Source organism: Bacillus cereus group sp. MYBKT14-1, assembly GCF_051915185.1.
Taxonomy (GTDB): Bacteria; Bacillota; Bacilli; order Bacillales; family Bacillaceae_G; genus Bacillus_A; species Bacillus_A cereus.
In genome coordinates, this window is sequence record NZ_JBQAEF010000009.1 from 78318 (window position 1) to 95234 (window position 16917).

Consider the following 16917-nt stretch of genomic DNA (forward strand, 5'->3'; position numbering starts at 1 on the left):
AGAGAGCAGTATTCAGAATAATTTGATATAATAGATAAAGAGATTTATTTATCTCAAAATCTAACTAGACTTACAAAGGGAGGAATTGGAACATGAAATTAGGCATTGTAATTTTTCCATCTAAAATGATTCAAGATAAAGCGAACGGATTGCGTAAACGTTATGACCCGCACTACGCATTAGTTCCGCCACATATTACATTGAAAACACCCTTTGAGGCGCAAGATGAACAATTAGAGTCGATTGTAAACGAGTTACATACAATCGCAAGTAAAACGAACCCTTTCACCCTTCATGTTGGGAAAGTTGGTTCTTTCGCACCTGTTAATAACGTCCTTTACTTTAAAGTAGAAAAAACACCTGAACTTACTTTCTTAAATGAAGAAATGCATAGCGGGTTATTCACGCAAGAACGCGAATATGCTTTCGTACCTCATCTAACAATCGGACAAGGCTTATCAGATGCAGAGCATGCTGATGTGTTGGGCCGATTACGTATGAAAGATTTCTATTACGAACAACCAATTGATCGTTTCCATCTTCTATATCAATTAGAAAATGGAACATGGACTGTACACGAAACATTCCGTCTTGGAAAGGGGAACAACTAATTTGCACGCACAGATTGTACAAACGGACGAACAACTAAGAGATGCATTCTCTGTACGTAAACAAGTGTTTGTAAATGAACAACGTGTCTCTGCTGAAGAAGAGTACGATGAGTTTGAAGAAACTTCAACACACGTTGTTATATATGACAATGATGTTCCAGTTGGTGCTGGACGTTTTCGCATCCTTGATGGTATAGGAAAAATGGAACGCATTTGCGTGCTAAATTCCCATCGCAAAAAAGGGATTGGAAAAATTGTTATGGATTCTCTTGAAGCGTATGCAAAGGAAAATTCGCTACCGAAATTGAAACTTCATGCTCAAACACATGCTGAAGATTTCTATAAAAAACTTGGATATGTAACAAGTTCTGATGTATTTATGGAAGCAAATATCCCGCACGTCGTAATGATAAAAGAATTGTAATTTGAAAGCAGGAGGTGACCCCTCCTGTTTTTTTACATTGCTATTTTCTTTTTCTTCCGCTAAAGTTAAATGTTGATGCTATAGTTTTGAAGGTGAACATATGACACAAGAAAAATTTTCACAAAAATCGTTAACACACGCTGATATTCCGCGTGCGACATATCATATTCCGAAAACATCTACCCATTTAATTATGGAAGAAGATGTAGATGCGGCTTATTTCCGCGCTCTAGAACAACAAAATGTTTTTTTAAACGAAAAACAATTAGAAGCTGTGCGCACAACAGAAGGTCCTGTTCTTACACTAGCTGGTGCCGGAAGCGGGAAAACATCTGTTTTAACAACTCGCGTTGGTTATTTAGTAAATGTAAAACAAGTTCATCCACGAAATATTTTATTACTTACATTTACACAAAAAGCAGCTGAAGAAATCCGAAGTCGTGTTGCGAAGTTACCAGGTATGAATCATGCAGCAAGTAGCTACGTTGTTGCTGGTACATTCCACTCTGTTTTCTTAAAATTGCTTCGTAGTCAAGGGTATAATCAGCAAATTTTAGCAAATGAAAAACATAAACAAATTATGATAAAGAAAATCTTAAAAGAATTGCGTTTAAAAGACGATTATGATGCGGAAACGATGCTCGCGATGATTTCACTTGAGAAAAACAAATTAAATCGTCCGAAAGATGTAAAAGCGAAAACACCAGTGGAACAAGAATTTAAAGAAGTATATGAACGTTTTGAAGAGGTAAAACAACGATACAATTATATTGATTTCGATGACATCTTATTGGAAACATATTATATGTTAGAAAATAATGCTCCTTTACTAACTCAATTACAACAACGTTTTCACTACATTGAAGTAGATGAGTTTCAAGATACATCCTATGCACAATATGAAATTGTAAAATTGTTAGCCACGCCAAGAAATAATTTGTTCATCGCAGGTGATGATGATCAAGCAATTTATGGCTGGCGAGGGGCAAGTCACCAAATTATTTTATCTTTTCCAAAAGAATTTGATAACACAACAATTATTGCACTAAATACGAATTATCGATCCAATCCCTTTATCGTCGGGCTTGGAAATGAAGTTATAAAATTAAATCAAGAACGTTTTGATAAAGAGCTATACTCCGTTCGTGAGGAAGGTGTACAACCTTTTTATGCAAGACCTGCTACGACTCTTGATGAAGCAAATCAAATTTTGCAGCTCATTCAAGAAAAAGTAGATAGCGGTGAACGAAACTATAAAGATTTTTGTTTACTGTATCGCACACATTCTGTAAGTCGTTCGTTACTTGATCAGCTTACCATTCATAAAATCCCGTTTATTAAACACGGGGCGAGCCAATCATTTTATGAACATTCTTTAATTAAGCCTGTATTAGATCATTTAAGACTCGTGATTGAGCCGTTTCGACTAGAATCACTTTCAAACATATTGCCGACGATGTATATCGGACGTGATGATTGTATTTCATTTATTGAACGTGAACAATGGAAATATGGTGAGGGACGCTTCCCTTCTCTTCTTCATTTCTTACTATTAAATCCAAGCTTAAAACCTTTTCAAGTGAAAAAGGTAAATGAGCGCATCGATTTTATTAAGTTTATTAAAGAATTAGAACCGAAAAAAGCATTAAAAGAAATCATTCATGGTAAAGGAAAATATTTAGAGTACTTACAAAGTAACGATCGTTCTTCCTTTACGATGCATAAAGACATACAAGAAGAAATGTTGGAAGAATTAATGGAGTCTGCAACTCGTTTCACCGATATTCCAGCTTATTTACAATTTATCGACGAGGCGATTCAAGGTCAAAAAGAAATGGAAGCATTAAAAACAATGCCGCAAAAAGATGCCGTTTCACTTATGTCAATCCATAACGCAAAAGGCCTTGAATTTCCATGTGTCTTTTTACTTGGAGCGAGTGATGGAATCCTGCCCCATACTTCTTCTTTAAAAGATGCAAATGATCGTATTACGGAAACTTCTGAAGCGCTAGAAGAAGAACGCCGATTACTGTATGTCGCCATTACACGTGCGAAAGAAGAACTTTACATTTCTTCTCCGCAATTTTTCAGAGGAAAGAAATTAGACATATCTCGTTTTTTATATACTGTGCGAAAAGATTTACCTGAAAAGACATCCACTAAATAAGGATGTCTTTTTTTATATCACGTTATGTACATCCCTCCTATATAAATTCCTTGTTTTTATCGTGAGAATTAACGTAATATCAGCCATATCCCACTCATATTGTAATAGTGTATGTCAGAACTCACGAGAAGGAGTGAACATAATGAGCTGCAATTGTAACGAAGACCATCATGAACATGATTGTGATTTCAACTGTGTATCTAATGTCGTTCGCTTTATACATGAACTGCAAGAATGTGCAACGACAACATGTGGATCTGGTTGCGAAGTTCCATTTTTAGGAGCACATAACACTGCATCAGTAGCGAATACACGTCCTTTTATTTTATACACAAAAGCCGGAGCACCTTTTGAAGCATTTGCACCATCTTCAAGCCTTACTAGTTGCCGATCTCCAATTTTCCGCGTAGAAAGTATAGATGATGATGACTGTGCTGTATTACGTGTATTAACTGTAGTATTAGGTGATAACTCACCCGTACCACCTACTGATGACCCAATTTGTACATTTTTAGCTGTACCAAATGCAAGACTAATATCAACCTCCACTTGCATTACTGTTGATTTAAGTTGCTTCTGCGCTATTCAATGCTTACGCGATGTTACAATTTAAAACTAAATAATGAGTTAAGTATGGATTGGGTGGCAGATAATTCTGCCACCCAATCCATGCTTAAAGAGTATTCTTATGTAAATTTCTTAAAATTGGGAACTTGTCTAGAACATAGAACCTGTCCTTTTCATTAACTGAAAGTAGAAACAGATAAAGGAGTGAAAAACATGTTCTCTTCTGATTGCGAATTTACTAAAATTGATTGCGAGGCAAAACCAGCTAGTACACTACCTGCCTTCGGTTTTGCTTTCAACGCGTCTGCACCTCAGTTCGCTTCACTATTTACACCACTATTATTACCTAGCGTAAGTCCAAACCCAAATATTACTGTTCCTGTAATAAATGATACAGTAAGTGTTGGAGATGGCATTCGAATTCTACGAGCTGGTATTTATCAAATCAGTTATACATTAACGATTAGTCTTGATAACGCACCTGTAGCACCAGAAGCTGGTCGTTTCTTCTTATCATTAAATGCGCCAGCTAACATTATTCCTGGATCAGGTACAGCGGTTCGTTCTAACGTTATTGGTACTGGTGAAGTAGACGTATCCAGCGGTGTTATTCTTATTAACTTAAACCCTGGTGACTTAATTCAAATTGTACCAGTTGAGTTAATTGGAACTGTAGACATCCGTGCAGCAGCATTAACAGTTGCACAAATTAGCTAGTAAAAAGCGGTATTTCTAATACAGAAATACCGCTTTTTATATATAATAAAAACACTCACAGTAACATGAGTGTTTCATTCTTCATAGTGTTTTATTGTGTTCTTCTTTTTCCCACAATTACATCCCTTTTTCTTCACAAATCCTTGTTGTTGCAATTGTTCTTGATATGCCTGTTGTTGTGCATGGTGCTGTTGCTGTATTTGATACCACTGCTGCAGGTCATATGAATTTTGCCTTGGATTATTGCTCACAGCAAACATCTCCTCTACTGTCAATTCTGTCTATTTACTATATGAACAACTCTTTATTTCCGTTCCCTCATTCTTTTAAACTCCGCTTTTTCTCTTATTATGAAAATATATTATTCTCCCATAAAATATCCTGTAATCGTTTCAATGATTGCTGCTGCTCCTGCAATAGCTAATAATGCAAGTAACGGCTCCGCAACAATAGGAATCCAATTATATAAAACTAATAAAAAAGCACTAACCCATACACCTGTACACCAATAACAGCTTAATAATTCGCCAATCCACTTTCTTAATCCTTTACCTTTCACTTTTGTAAACGTTGATACACTTCCATCTGGCTCCGTAATCTCTAATTCATCAATAAATGGTCTTCGCAAAAAGGCTGTAATTTTATCATAAACAATTAAACGAGTGAGCCTAAAGGCTGCTAACGCGAAAATAAAAAATAAAAGCCAGCTTGTAAACAGCATAATTCCACCTTCCCTTATCCTCTTTCGCCTATTTAAAAAAAAAGGTCTTGAGATTGTGACCAAATCTCCTCGACTCCAATATCTTATTAATGTAAATACAAACAAGAAGATAAGGAGTGACATTAATGAGTTGTAACGAAAATAAACACCATGGCTCTTCTCATTGTGTAGTTGACGTTGTTAAATTCATCAATGAATTACAAGATTGTTCTACAACAACGTGTGGATCTGGTTGTGAAATCCCATTTTTAGGTGCACATAACACTGCATCAGTAGCAAATACACGTCCTTTTATTTTATACACAAAAGCTGGAGCACCATTTGAAGCATTTGCGCCATCTGCAAGCCTTGTTGGCTGCCGATCTCCAATTTTCCGTGTGGAAAGTGTAGATGATGATAGCTGTGCTGTACTACGTGTATTAAGTGTAGTATTAGGTGATAGCTCTCCTGTACCACCTACTGATGACCCAATTTGTACGTTTTTAGCTGTACCAAATGCAAGACTAGTATCGACATCTACTTGCATTACTGTTGATTTAAGCTGTTTCTGTGCGATTCAGTGCTTACGCGACGTTACTATCTAATAAGTGAAGTAAACTAAAAAACTATTGGGGTGGTAGAAGCTTTCTACCACCTTTACATATTTAAAAGCCGGCCATACTAATTGATTGGATATCATCTATAGACAACCTAATATCTCTCATACTATTTTGCGGCATAATAGATACGATGCCATTACGATACGATATGATTGATCCAACATAAGAAACTGTAGCTGTTTTTATTCTGCACCTTACTTTCGGAATATAATGAGGGCGGTTTAATAAAAAATGAATTTTTTCATCATTATTCATATCCTTAAATGATTTATTATGTGGGACGGTTCTTACTGGTTCTGGTTCTTGCTCTTCTTGTTCTGCGTGTTCTTCTTTTTCCTCTTCTTCTATTTTTTCTTCCACTTGCTGCTCTTCTTGTTGTTCTTGTTCTATTACCTCTTCCACAGCACCGCTTACAATATTTTCTTGTTTATTACTTTGCTCTTTTTGATCTTCATTTTCAAAGTTTGTCAGGATAATCCTTTTTATTTTTGGTGCAGCAAGTTCTAAACTTACTTGCGCAATATATAACAACGGTTTTCCAACTGTTGAACTTTTATTTTTATTCTTCACACTCGTCCCTCCCACTTCCATACGTAGCTGAATAAATCGTGTACTATTATAGTTATATTCATCACGTGGCAAGAACTTTCGTTAAAAATCGTTCTTTCTCAGAACAAATAAAAGGACAATCTCAGCATTTAGAGATTGTCCTTTAAAAATTAATATTATATTTATCCTAGGATATGATACCCTGAATCAACATGAATGTTTTCTCCTGTTACACCGCGTGCTAAATCACTGAATAGGAATACTGCTGTATCGCCAACTTCTTCTTGCGTTGTTGTACGACGAAGTGGTGCGCGCTCCTCAATTTCTCTTAAGATTGAATTGAAATCGCCTACACCTTTTGCAGATAACGTACGAATTGGTCCTGCAGAAATAGCGTTAACACGAATACCGTGTTGACCTAAATCGTTCGCTAAATATTTCACGCTCGCTTCTAATGAAGCTTTCGCAACCCCCATAACGTTATAATTTTTCACAACGCGCTCGCCGCCAAGGTATGTTAACGTTAAAATATTTCCGCCTTCTGTCATTACTTTTTTTGCTTCTCTTGCTACAGCTGTTAAAGAGAATGCACTAATATTTTGTGCAAGTAAAAATCCATCGCGAGAAGTATCTACAAATTCACCTTTTAAGTCATCGCGATTTGCAAAAGCAATACAATGTGCTACACCGTGAATAGTACCTACTTCTTGTTTAATTGTTTCAAAGCAAGCTGTAAGTTCCTCATCATTCGTTACATCACAAGGTAATACAAGTGATTCTTGTCCTTCTAATGTGTCCGCTAATTCACGAACGTTTCTTTCTAAACGTTCTCCTGCATATGTGAATATTAATTTTGCACCTGCATTATGCAAAGAGCGAGCTATTCCCCATGCAATACTTCTTTGGTTCGCAACGCCCATAACAACAAATGTTTTCCCTTGTAATAGTTCCATGATATATCCTCCCAGAAATACTTATACTTGTTATTAGTACCTGATACTATAATTATAGTACCATAAAACCGCTTAAAGGCAAACAAAAAAGTCATTAACAGAAATTTGTTAATGACTTTTGGTTTCTATAAAAAACCGCTCTAATCCTTCTTCCCAAGACGGCATTTGTGAAAAACCATTTAATCTTAGCATGTTATGTTGAAAAATAGAATATTTGGGCCTCGCAGCCGCAGCCCCGAATTCTTCCGTTGAAACAGGTAATACATTCACTTTCATATTGGCGTACGAAAATATCTTTTGTGCAAATTCAAACCAAGAGCATGAGCCTCTGTTTGATACGTGGTATGTACCGTATAAAGAAGTATGAATGAGCTTATTAATAACCATATTCAAATCCGCCACATACGTAGGAGAGCCAACTTGATCCGCTACAACAGATATTTCATCTCTTTCTTTTCCTAATCGCATCATCGTTTTCACGAAATTATTCCCATATTTACCATATAGCCACGATGTGCGAACGATAAAATATTTATTATGTAACTCTTTGACGAACTGCTCCCCCGTATACTTAGAGGCCCCATATATATTTATCGGCGCTGGACTATGAAATTCGTCGTATCCATCTGGTCTGGCGCCTTGAAATACATAATCAGTACTAATATAAACTAGCTTCGCCCCTACTAATTGTGAAGCAACCGCTACATTTCGAGCTCCGATTGCATTTATTCTATATGCAAGATCCTGTTCTTTCTCTGCATGATCTACTTTCGTATAGGCAGCACAATGAATAATTATATGTGGTTTTATTTCTTGTACCACTTGTTGTATTCGGGATATATTTGTCACATCTAATAACTTTTTATCAAATGGATATATATCATATTCTTCAGAGTCTAACTCTTCAAATAGTTGCTTTCCTAATTGACCGTTTGCTCCTGTTATGATAACCCTCTCTTTCATTTAACATGCCCCTTACTAATCTTTTAGTGGTTTCCACCATTCCTTATTCTTTTCATACCATTTCACCGTCTCTTGTAATCCTTGTTCAAACGTATATTTCGGTTCCCAATCAAATTCATTCTTCATTTTCTCTGCATCAATCGCATAACGACGATCGTGCCCTAAACGATCTGTAACATATTCAATGTCTTTTTTTGTTTTTCCTAAAAGAGTAATAATTTGTTCCACAACTTCTACATTTGTTTTTTCATTATTTCCACCTATATTATATACTTCTCCGACACGTCCCTTATGCAAAACAACGTCAATCGCACTGCAATGATCCGTTACATGTAACCAATCTCTTACATTTAAACCATCACCATATAACGGTAGTTTTTTTCCTTCTAGTGCATTCGTAACCATTAATGGAATTAATTTTTCAGGATACTGGTACGGTCCATAATTGTTAGAACAACGCGTTACTATAACCGGTAATTGATATGTTTTATAGTAAGATAGAGCTATCATGTCCGCGCTCGCCTTACTTGAAGAATATGGACTATTTGGAGCTAACGGCGTTTTCTCTGTGAACTTCCCTGTTTTTCCTAAAGAGCCATACACTTCATCTGTTGATACTTGCACAAGTTTTATATGCGAATATTTTTTAACTAGTTCTAATAAAGTGACCGTTCCAATTACATTTGTATCATAAAAAGGAATCGGATTTTCAATACTACGGTCCACATGTGATTCAGCTGCAAAATTTACAATCACTTGTACGTCCCGCTCTTTTATAACGTGTTCTAATAGCTCTCCATTTTGAATTTCTCCCTTTACAAAAGAGTAATTCGGGTGATCCTGAAGAGATTTTACGTTATTTAAATTCCCGCTATATGTTAATGCATCGTAATTAATAATTTTATATGATTCATAACTTTGTAGCATGTAATGAACGAAATTACTCCCAATAAATCCAGCCCCACCTGTTACTAATATATTCATAAACAACGCTCCTACTTAAAAACTATCTTCATATTCCTCTAATAATGGTAATATCTGATCCTTATCGGACAATATAGGATCGGTTACTGGCCAAGGAATTGCTAAATCTTTATCTTCCCAAAGTAATCCTGAGTCATGCTCTGCGCTATAATATTCATCTACTTTATACATAACGATAGTATGCGGAACAAGCGTGCAAAATCCATGCGCAAACCCTTTTGGCACTAGTAATTGCCGATGGTTATCTGCACTTAAAATATATCCTTTCCATTGTTTAAATGTTGGTGATTTTTTTCGTAAATCAACGATAACATCATAAATTGCCCCTTGCATAACTTGAATGAGTTTCGTTTGTGCTTTCGGTTTTTTTTGAAAGTGTAGTCCCCGAATCGTTCCTGCCTTAGCCGAATAAGATACGTTATCCTGTACAAATGAATACGTTATCCCTAATGTTTCTAGCACCTGCTTATTATAACTCTCTGAAAAAAAGCCACGCTCGTCTCCAAACAACCTCGGTTCTAACAATTTTGCATCGGTAAAATTTGTTTCTACAACTTTCATATTCTCACCTATTCTCCGTTAAACTGTTTCCCAAAATTAATATCACGCGCTAACGTATTCGCCTTTTGAAGCGAAGCATGAGTTCCCGCATCAGTCCACCAACCGCTCATTTCATTATAAGTAAGTACCCCTCGTTTTAAATACCAATTATTTATATCTGTAATTTCAAGTTCTCCCCGCGCAGAAGGTTTTAATTCTTTAATATAAGAAAAGACTTTCGAATCATACAAATAAATTCCCGTAACCGCATAAGAACTTTTCGGCTCTTTCGGCTTTTCTTCAATTTCAACTATTTTTCGGTTTTGAATATGTGCTACGCCAAATCTTTCGGGATCTTCTACAGATTGCAATAGCACTTTCGCACCTTCTTCTTGATTTGCAAACTCTTCAACATACGGAAGAATATCATCTGAAAAAATATTATCCCCTAATATAACTACCATACGATCATTCCCGACGAAATCTTCACAAAGCCCTAACGCCTGTGCGATCCCGCCCGCTTTATCTTGCACACGATACGTAAAGGATACTCCAAATTCATGACCACTTCCTAAAAAGCTAACAACATCCCCCATATGCTCTTTACCTGTAATAATCATAATATCTGTAATATCACATTGTTTTAACTTATATACCGCATGATAAATCATCGGATACCGACCAACAGGAAGTAAATGTTTATTCGTTACTTTCGTTATTGGATATAATCTCGATCCAGTACCACCTGCTAAAATAATCCCTTTCACTTTGCATCTCTCCTTTATGATGGAGATAATATATCTTTGTAATGTTCTACAAACACTTTCCGGTACTTCTCATATGTATCCGCATCAAACTCATCCCCGTTGTAATGAATACACCATAAATTTGCTTGATTTGGGATACCAATTAAATAACCAGCCCTTTGAAACTCTAAAGACTGTGACACATCATAAAAGTGAAACCCTTGAAACAAATCTTCTCGCCACGGAATATCATACTGCGTTGCCATGAATAAGCCATCAATTGCCTGAACTGACAAAAATGGTTGATTACCATAAAAAACCTGATCTAAATTTAATAATTGATAATTCCGTCTTCTATACTCAATCACTTTCCCTACTAAATTTTTTCCTTCCCACCATATCCCGTTATTCGGTAAAAACTGAGCCCCAGCGACTCCTATTAAACCAAGCTTTTCATTTTCTTTAAAAAGAGATATAAGTGTAGAAAACATGTCTCGATTAATAAGATATGTATCTTGATGTATATATACTTTGTATTTCGCTGGATATGAAAGGGCTCGGTTGTATGCACTTGCCATACTTTGTGCATCTCGTATCGGAAAAATTTGCACGACATAACCTGGGGGAACAAAAATGTTTCTTATTTGGCTCTCACATTGTTTGAAAAGCTCCTCATTATTTACACAAACAACGACTAATATTGTATGATCTTTCATTTTTGTCCCCCCTTTTATTCTTCCTTATTTACATCTGACATATAGTGTTCCACAAATATTTTCCGATACTTTTCATAGTTCGTCATATTCACATCAAAATGATAATGGATACACCAAGCATCGCGCTGTACAGGTACACCGACTGTATATCCTGCTTTTCTAAATTCAAATGATTGAGATACATCATAAAAATCAAATCCGTCAAATAAGTCTTCTCGCCACGGAACATCATATTGTGTCGCCATTAATAAACCATCAATACATTCTACAGGAATAAATGTTTTTGATTCATGATACGGTTGTTCTAAACTTGCCATATAAAACAAATCATTCATATAACCAATGACTTTTCCTACAATGCCACGCCCTTCGTTCCATACACCAGTCGGAGGAACATATTGCGCTCCAACCATCCCGATCATCCCAAGGTGTTCATGTTCCTCAAATAATTGAAGTAATCCATATAAAAAAGCCCTATTTATAATAAAAACATCTTGATGTAAATAAACTTTATACTTCGCTGGATGCGAAATGGCTTGATTGTATCCACTCGTCATACTTTTCGCATTTCGAATCGGCATGAATTGGACAATATACCCTGGCGGTACTAACAATTGCAATATATGTCGCACGCAGTTTGCATACAATTTCCGATCATTTATACATGTAACAAATAATATTGTTTTGTCTGCAGCACTCATAATTGTGATTTTTCAGCTTCAATAATATACTGAAATACAACTGTCTCAGCCATGAAGCCACTTCCAAGACGATATTTTTTACAAATTCCATATAGCTCCTCAATAAGCGGTTCATACATTTTATGATCAACATATACACGATCTACTTTACTAATAACATATCCTGCTTTTAAAAACATTCTTAGCATTTCATTAAATGTAAAGAAACGAATATGTGTTTTATCTAATAAACCATATTCTGTATACGTCCAATTTCCCGCAAGTAAAGGCGCTAATACTGAAATATGAGCAACATTCGGTATACTTGCTAAAATTACACCATTTTGCTTTATATATGGCTTAACCTTTTCAATCACAGCCCACGGATCAAATAAATGCTCTAATACATCTCCAAATATGACGCAATCAAATTGCCCCTCCTCATAAGGAAGTTCTATTTTTTCTATATCCCCTAAAATAACATGATCAAGTCTTTCTTTCGCTTGTTCTGCTGCCTCTGGAAATGCCTCAATTCCTGATACACGTGTGCCGTTTTCTTTAATAGCTGCTCCCAATGCACCACCCGAGCAACCAATATCAAGAACTTCTTTCCATTCCTTTTTTATATGCTTCAATAAATTCGGATTTGCTGCATTATAATAATGTTCGGATTTTTCTTCATATAAAGAGCTTTTTTCACGATTCATTTCACACACTCCTTATGCAATTTGAATTTGAAATATAAATCTCATATGAATTCTATAAAGTGCAGATTTTGTTCATCCCCTACTGATTATTAGCCCACAAATAGCAGTATAAAATCTTTTATTTATATTGGTTACGTTACCGATACTCTAATATATAACCAATCTATTAGAGTTAGAATAAAGATACATCATTTCTAAAAAACGAAACCCATTACTCTTTATATGGTTTATCAAAAACCCCCCGAAAATATTTACGGTTATATTCAATTGCAGCATTATTCGGAACATAAGAAGCTGCTAATTCATTGTAATAATACGCTTTATCTTGCTCTCCTAACCTGCTATAACAAATACACATTTGTAAATAGGGTAGCCATGTGTAGCTAGCTGGACTATGGAAAGGACTTTCCGTTGCCATCGGTACTTCTGTTGCAAGTTTAAACCAAAATATCGCTTCATTATATTTTTCTTGTTCCATATATATATATCCTATTCTTGTACAATTTTCTCCTCTAGGGACGTCATACCGAAACGACTTCACACAAGATTCGATTGCCTTCTCCCACATTCCGAGCTTCGCATAGCAATCTCCTAACTTACCACATGCATAAATTTTTTCTTCATACCATCCTTCGTCTTGATTAAGAAATGTTTCATAAAGAAGAACTGCATCATCATATTTTTGGTTATCCGTAGATTCATTTGCGTAATAAAATAAATCTCTCGGACTTAATTCTTCACCTGCAGCTACAGTATTTTGAAAAATTTTCAAATTACGATCTGTTACTTTTTTTTCTTTTTTGTGTGTAATAGCAACATTACTACTAAAAACCTCACCAGAAATAGCTAAATACTCATGAACCTTTCCAAACCATTGAAATTGTTTTTCACGCTTTACAAGTCGATTTCTTTTTGTACAATATAAAGGTTTCCCGTTAGAATCCATTGCAAGGTGATAAGGCATCGAAACAGCATCAATTTTAGGATCTAATTCTCTTTTTAAAAGTTTCAATGCTTCTTGAGCATCTTCTAATAATACGTCATCTGCATCTAGCCACAATATATACTCTTGCGTCGCTTTTGAAAAAGAATAATTTCTTGCTGCTGCAAAATCATCGATCCACTGGAAATCATATATGTTAGAAGTGTATTTCTCTACGATTTCTTTCGTTCGATCGACAGAACCTGTATCAACTACTATAATTTCATCCACAATTTTTTCAACTGTGTCTAAACAACGTGCTATTGTCTCCTCCTCATCTCGAACAATCATACATAAACTAATTGTAATTCCTTGCTTGTTCAACATAATCACCCTCTTCCAAATCAATCATATGTTATACATATACTAAACTTTCCATTTTTTTAAATTGTTCAAGTAGTTTTAGATTTCTTTTCAATAATTCAAATGTCCGTGTCATTTTCTTTCGGTTTTGCATCTACTATATAATGAACGCTTTATGGAGGTGAATTTATGTCAAATAATAATTATTCAAATGGATTAAATCCCGATGAATCTTTATCAGCTAGTGCATTTGACCCTAATCTTGTAGGACCAACATTACCACCGATACCACCGTTTACCCTTCCAACTGGGCCGACCGGGCCGACTGGACCTACGGGACCGACTGGGCCGACTGTACCTACAGGGCCAACTGGACCGACGGGACCGACTGGACCTACGGGACCGACTGGGCCGACTGGTGACACTGGGGCTACTGGACCTACGGGGCCGACTGGTGACACTGGGGCTACTGGACCTACGGGGCCAACTGGTGACACTGGGGCTACTGGACCTACGGGACCGACTGGTGACACTGGGGCTACTGGACCTACGGGACCGACTGGTGACACTGGGGCTACTGGACCTACGGGGCCAACTGGTGACACTGGGGCTACTGGACCTACGGGGCCGACTGGGGCTACTGGACCTACGGGACCGACTGGACCATCCGGACTAGGACTTCCAGCAGGACTATACGCATTTAACTCCGGTGGGATTTCTTTAGATCTAGGAATTAATGATCCAGTACCATTTAATACTGTTGGATCTCAGTTTGGTACAGCAATTTCTCAATTAGATGCTGATACTTTCGTAATTAGTGAAACTGGATTCTATAAAATTACCGTTATCGCTAATACTGCAACAGCAAGTCTATTAGGAGGTCTTACAATCCAAGTGAATGGAGTACCTGTACCAGGTACTGGATCAAGTTTAATTTCACTCGGAGCACCTATCGTTATTCAAGCAATTACGCAAATTACGACAACTCCATCATTAGTTGAAGTAATTGTTACAGGGCTTGGGCTATCATTAGCTCTTGGCACGAGTGCATCCATTATTATTGAAAAAGTTGCTTAATTTTTTACTTAGCAGTAAAACTGATATCAGTTTTACTGCTTTTTCAATTTCAAATTCAATCATGAAACATTCAGTACCTACATAATCATATTGTTGTATGACACTTTGCAGGAGGCACAAATATGGAAAGTAAATCTGCTGTTCAGCTTTATCTCGAATTGCTAAAGAAGACAATTTTATTTGAAATATGGTTAGAATATGAGGCATACTTACCCGCATCTCTACATATTTCGAAAGAACTAGAATTCGAACCAGTTACAGTCCCTCTCCCTTTATTCATTAAGCAATATGCCGAAAACCATAACTTAAAAATTGTAAAACCAAATGTCTCAAAAAGTGAACGTCATGATGGAATGGATTGGCCAAGAGCAGCACATAGCATGATTGGTCGAGAACGTATGAACCAATTACAAGAGGCGATGGAAACCGTTGTTCGTGAAAATATAGAAGGTGATTTTATTGAAACAGGTGTATGGCGCGGAGGATCATGCATTTTTATGAATGGGTTTTTACAAGCAAACAATATTACGGATCGTAATGTGTGGGTCGCAGATTCATTTGAAGGTTTGCCAGCACCGAATCTAGAACAATATCCAAAAGATTACGGTGATTATTTACACACATTCGATTACTTACGCGTCTCTTTAGAACAAGTACAAGAGAATTTCAAAAAATATGATTTACTAAATGATCAAGTGAAATTTTTAAAAGGTTGGTTTAAAGATACTTTACCAACAGCACCAATTGAAAAAATAGCAATTGCACGGCTTGATGGTGATATGTATGAATCCACCATGGATGGTCTCGTGAACTTATATGATAAAGTTTCTAAAGGTGGCTATATAATTATCGATGACTACGGGCTACCACCATGCGCTGAGGCTGTGACAGACTTTAGAAATCAACGGAATTTAAAAGCCCCTATTACTAAAATTGATGTATTTGGCGTTTATTGGAGAAAAGAATAAAAAAGATTTAATCTATAGGAGATTCCATTTTCACTCATTCTTCTCTTACTTTTAATCCAATTAAGTATTCTTTTTCGGAATCTCCTTACATATAACAATTGTTTTCCTGTGTTCTCTCACTACAAATTGAAAATTTCATTAATAGAGTTACTGCATATTCTCACATAAGAAAGGGGTATACTCATGAGCGAATTTAACAAAGAAATGACTTTACTCCCCCCTCCTGAACTCGTCCAATATGTAGGTGGCGACTTTAAAAAGGTTGGAAAAGAGTTCCTAAAGCATTTCATTCAAATTGGCGCTTTAAAATCAAATGAAAAAGTATTAGATGTAGGCTGCGGCGTCGGCCGAATGGCTGTACCATTAATGAATTACTTAAATGATGATGGAGCGTATTATGGATTTGATTTGTTTAAAGATGGAATTACTTGGTGTCAAAATAACATTTCAACTATGCGTAATAATTTTCACTTTGAACATGTTGACATATACAATCAATTCTATAATCCGGAAGGAAAAGAAGATGCCTCTCAATATCGTTTTCCCTATGAAGACGGAACATTCGATTTTATCTTTTTAACTTCTGTATTTACGCATCTTCTCCCAAAAGAATTAGAACATTACGTATCTGAAATTGTACGTGTATTAAAAAAAGACGGGAGATGTTTCATTACATTCTTTCTTATAAACCCTGAATCGTCTTATTATTTAAATGCAGGACAAAGTACATTAGGTTTTTATCATCGAATCGAAAATTGCTACGTTGTAAATAAAGATATTCCGAATTTCGCAGTTGCTTATCCTGAGACAGATATTTGCAATCTATTGAATAAGTACGGCCTAGAAATAATCAATAAGCCGCATTACGGTTTATGGTGCGGCAGACAGGAATATACAAGTTACCAAGATATTGTTCTTACAAAAAAAAGCTTCTGAAAGGAAG

Annotated in this window: 21 protein-coding genes; 9 read left to right on the top strand and 12 right to left on the bottom strand. The window is 36.1% G+C overall.

Annotated elements, in window-relative coordinates:
* The first annotated feature begins 92 nt into the window (after window positions 1–92).
* From ACTFO4_RS20870 to exsF, 5 genes are all read left to right on the top strand, one after another.
* Window positions 93–611 (top strand): YjcG family protein, encoded by a 519-nt coding sequence (locus ACTFO4_RS20870; protein ID WP_000765863.1) that lies wholly within the window; start codon window positions 93–95, stop codon window positions 609–611.
* 1 nt (window position 612) lies between these two features.
* Window positions 613–1035 carry a GNAT family N-acetyltransferase gene (locus ACTFO4_RS20875; protein WP_000543295.1) on the top strand — a complete coding sequence of 141 codons (423 nt, stop codon included), beginning with the start codon at window positions 613–615 and terminating at the stop codon, window positions 1033–1035.
* 100 nt (window positions 1036–1135) lie between these two features.
* Window positions 1136–3202: an ATP-dependent helicase gene (locus tag ACTFO4_RS20880; protein WP_000191201.1), complete on the top strand. Its 2067-nt coding sequence runs from the start codon at window positions 1136–1138 to the stop codon at window positions 3200–3202.
* A gap of 142 nt (window positions 3203–3344) precedes the next feature.
* Window positions 3345–3815: a spore coat protein CotY gene (cotY, locus tag ACTFO4_RS20885; RefSeq protein WP_002179242.1), complete on the top strand. Its 471-nt coding sequence runs from the start codon at window positions 3345–3347 to the stop codon at window positions 3813–3815.
* Between the two features lie 167 nt (window positions 3816–3982).
* Window positions 3983–4486: an exosporium protein ExsF gene (gene exsF, locus ACTFO4_RS20890; protein WP_000492934.1), complete on the top strand. Its 504-nt coding sequence runs from the start codon at window positions 3983–3985 to the stop codon at window positions 4484–4486.
* A gap of 74 nt (window positions 4487–4560) precedes the next feature.
* Here the strand turns inward: exsF and ACTFO4_RS20895 are convergent, their stop codons facing one another.
* Window positions 4561–4746 (bottom strand): hypothetical protein, encoded by a 186-nt coding sequence (locus ACTFO4_RS20895; protein WP_014894818.1) that lies wholly within the window; start codon window positions 4744–4746, stop codon window positions 4561–4563.
* A 101-nt stretch (window positions 4747–4847) separates the two neighbouring features.
* Complete coding sequence (locus ACTFO4_RS20900) at window positions 4848–5207, bottom strand: DUF1360 domain-containing protein (RefSeq protein WP_000899662.1); 360 nt, start codon at window positions 5205–5207, stop codon at window positions 4848–4850.
* Window positions 5208–5332: 125 nt separating this feature from the next.
* Between ACTFO4_RS20900 and exsY the strand changes: the two genes are divergently transcribed.
* The gene (exsY, locus tag ACTFO4_RS20905; protein WP_001277735.1) at window positions 5333–5791 is read left to right on the top strand and encodes an exosporium assembly protein ExsY; all 459 of its coding nucleotides are present in this window, start codon (window positions 5333–5335) and stop codon (window positions 5789–5791) included.
* 60 nt (window positions 5792–5851) lie between these two features.
* Here exsY and ACTFO4_RS20910 read toward each other — a convergent pair whose 3' ends face one another.
* The 10 genes from ACTFO4_RS20910 to ACTFO4_RS20955 all read right to left on the bottom strand — a co-directional run bounded on the left by ACTFO4_RS20910 (window position 5852) and on the right by ACTFO4_RS20955 (window position 13953).
* Window positions 5852–6397, bottom strand: coding sequence for a spore coat CotO family protein (locus ACTFO4_RS20910; RefSeq protein WP_078420635.1), 546 nt, complete (start codon window positions 6395–6397; stop codon window positions 5852–5854).
* A 140-nt stretch (window positions 6398–6537) separates the two neighbouring features.
* The gene (gene fabI, locus ACTFO4_RS20915) at window positions 6538–7308 is read right to left on the bottom strand and encodes an enoyl-ACP reductase FabI (RefSeq protein WP_000421886.1); all 771 of its coding nucleotides are present in this window, start codon (window positions 7306–7308) and stop codon (window positions 6538–6540) included.
* Window positions 7309–7416: 108 nt separating this feature from the next.
* Window positions 7417–8271 carry a dTDP-4-dehydrorhamnose reductase gene (gene rfbD, locus ACTFO4_RS20920; protein WP_000664657.1) on the bottom strand — a complete coding sequence of 285 codons (855 nt, stop codon included), beginning with the start codon at window positions 8269–8271 and terminating at the stop codon, window positions 7417–7419.
* Window positions 8272–8286: 15 nt separating this feature from the next.
* Window positions 8287–9255 (bottom strand): dTDP-glucose 4,6-dehydratase, encoded by a 969-nt coding sequence (gene rfbB, locus ACTFO4_RS20925; protein WP_017672796.1) that lies wholly within the window; start codon window positions 9253–9255, stop codon window positions 8287–8289.
* 15 nt (window positions 9256–9270) lie between these two features.
* Window positions 9271–9816 carry a dTDP-4-dehydrorhamnose 3,5-epimerase gene (rfbC, locus tag ACTFO4_RS20930; RefSeq protein WP_000869415.1) on the bottom strand — a complete coding sequence of 182 codons (546 nt, stop codon included), beginning with the start codon at window positions 9814–9816 and terminating at the stop codon, window positions 9271–9273.
* A gap of 8 nt (window positions 9817–9824) precedes the next feature.
* Window positions 9825–10562 carry a sugar phosphate nucleotidyltransferase gene (locus ACTFO4_RS20935; protein ID WP_000676156.1) on the bottom strand — a complete coding sequence of 246 codons (738 nt, stop codon included), beginning with the start codon at window positions 10560–10562 and terminating at the stop codon, window positions 9825–9827.
* 14 nt (window positions 10563–10576) lie between these two features.
* Window positions 10577–11257, bottom strand: a complete 681-nt coding sequence (locus tag ACTFO4_RS20940) for a glycosyltransferase family protein (protein WP_000651527.1) — start codon at window positions 11255–11257, stop codon at window positions 10577–10579.
* 14 nt (window positions 11258–11271) lie between these two features.
* Window positions 11272–11958, bottom strand: coding sequence for a glycosyltransferase family protein (locus ACTFO4_RS20945; protein WP_001271184.1), 687 nt, complete (start codon window positions 11956–11958; stop codon window positions 11272–11274).
* Window positions 11955–12644: a class I SAM-dependent methyltransferase gene (locus tag ACTFO4_RS20950; RefSeq protein ID WP_001078428.1), complete on the bottom strand. Its 690-nt coding sequence runs from the start codon at window positions 12642–12644 to the stop codon at window positions 11955–11957. Before ACTFO4_RS20950 ends, ACTFO4_RS20945 begins: the two co-directional genes overlap by 4 nt.
* A 211-nt stretch (window positions 12645–12855) precedes the next feature.
* Window positions 12856–13953: a glycosyltransferase gene (locus tag ACTFO4_RS20955; protein WP_000932909.1), complete on the bottom strand. Its 1098-nt coding sequence runs from the start codon at window positions 13951–13953 to the stop codon at window positions 12856–12858.
* A 165-nt stretch (window positions 13954–14118) separates the two neighbouring features.
* Between ACTFO4_RS20955 and ACTFO4_RS20960 the strand changes: the two genes are divergently transcribed.
* The 3 genes from ACTFO4_RS20960 (at window position 14119) to ACTFO4_RS20970 (ending at window position 16910) form a co-directional block, all read left to right on the top strand.
* Window positions 14119–15006 carry a BclA C-terminal domain-containing protein gene (locus ACTFO4_RS20960; RefSeq protein WP_063535885.1) on the top strand — a complete coding sequence of 296 codons (888 nt, stop codon included), beginning with the start codon at window positions 14119–14121 and terminating at the stop codon, window positions 15004–15006.
* A 122-nt stretch (window positions 15007–15128) separates the two neighbouring features.
* Window positions 15129–15974 carry a TylF/MycF family methyltransferase gene (locus ACTFO4_RS20965; protein WP_000444381.1) on the top strand — a complete coding sequence of 282 codons (846 nt, stop codon included), beginning with the start codon at window positions 15129–15131 and terminating at the stop codon, window positions 15972–15974.
* Between the two features lie 183 nt (window positions 15975–16157).
* A complete protein-coding gene (locus ACTFO4_RS20970; protein WP_001288766.1) occupies window positions 16158–16910 on the top strand; it encodes a class I SAM-dependent methyltransferase in 753 nt (250 codons plus the stop codon).
* The last annotated feature ends 7 nt before the right edge of the window (window positions 16911–16917 follow it).

What these genes read in the sequence shown, in the direction of transcription:
- ACTFO4_RS20870 (WP_000765863.1), top strand. Translation starts at nt 93, where the DNA reads ATGAAATTAGGCATTGTAATTTTTCCATCTAAAATGATTCAAGATAAA.
- ACTFO4_RS20880 (WP_000191201.1), top strand. Translation starts at nt 1,136, where the DNA reads ATGACACAAGAAAAATTTTCACAAAAATCGTTAACACACGCTGATATT.
- cotY (WP_002179242.1), top strand. Translation starts at nt 3,345, where the DNA reads ATGAGCTGCAATTGTAACGAAGACCATCATGAACATGATTGTGATTTC.
- exsF (WP_000492934.1), top strand. Translation starts at nt 3,983, where the DNA reads ATGTTCTCTTCTGATTGCGAATTTACTAAAATTGATTGCGAGGCAAAA.
- ACTFO4_RS20895 (WP_014894818.1), bottom strand. Translation starts at nt 4,746, where the DNA reads ATGTTTGCTGTGAGCAATAATCCAAGGCAAAATTCATATGACCTGCAG.
- ACTFO4_RS20900 (WP_000899662.1), bottom strand. Translation starts at nt 5,207, where the DNA reads ATGCTGTTTACAAGCTGGCTTTTATTTTTTATTTTCGCGTTAGCAGCC.
- exsY (WP_001277735.1), top strand. Translation starts at nt 5,333, where the DNA reads ATGAGTTGTAACGAAAATAAACACCATGGCTCTTCTCATTGTGTAGTT.
- ACTFO4_RS20910 (WP_078420635.1), bottom strand. Translation starts at nt 6,397, where the DNA reads ATGGAAGTGGGAGGGACGAGTGTGAAGAATAAAAATAAAAGTTCAACA.
- fabI (WP_000421886.1), bottom strand. Translation starts at nt 7,308, where the DNA reads ATGGAACTATTACAAGGGAAAACATTTGTTGTTATGGGCGTTGCGAAC.
- rfbD (WP_000664657.1), bottom strand. Translation starts at nt 8,271, where the DNA reads ATGAAAGAGAGGGTTATCATAACAGGAGCAAACGGTCAATTAGGAAAG.
- rfbB (WP_017672796.1), bottom strand. Translation starts at nt 9,255, where the DNA reads ATGAATATATTAGTAACAGGTGGGGCTGGATTTATTGGGAGTAATTTC.
- rfbC (WP_000869415.1), bottom strand. Translation starts at nt 9,816, where the DNA reads ATGAAAGTTGTAGAAACAAATTTTACCGATGCAAAATTGTTAGAACCG.
- ACTFO4_RS20940 (WP_000651527.1), bottom strand. Translation starts at nt 11,257, where the DNA reads ATGAAAGATCATACAATATTAGTCGTTGTTTGTGTAAATAATGAGGAG.
- ACTFO4_RS20945 (WP_001271184.1), bottom strand. Translation starts at nt 11,958, where the DNA reads ATGAGTGCTGCAGACAAAACAATATTATTTGTTACATGTATAAATGAT.
- ACTFO4_RS20950 (WP_001078428.1), bottom strand. Translation starts at nt 12,644, where the DNA reads ATGAATCGTGAAAAAAGCTCTTTATATGAAGAAAAATCCGAACATTAT.
- ACTFO4_RS20955 (WP_000932909.1), bottom strand. Translation starts at nt 13,953, where the DNA reads ATGTTGAACAAGCAAGGAATTACAATTAGTTTATGTATGATTGTTCGA.
- ACTFO4_RS20960 (WP_063535885.1), top strand. Translation starts at nt 14,119, where the DNA reads ATGTCAAATAATAATTATTCAAATGGATTAAATCCCGATGAATCTTTA.
- ACTFO4_RS20965 (WP_000444381.1), top strand. Translation starts at nt 15,129, where the DNA reads ATGGAAAGTAAATCTGCTGTTCAGCTTTATCTCGAATTGCTAAAGAAG.
- ACTFO4_RS20970 (WP_001288766.1), top strand. Translation starts at nt 16,158, where the DNA reads ATGAGCGAATTTAACAAAGAAATGACTTTACTCCCCCCTCCTGAACTC.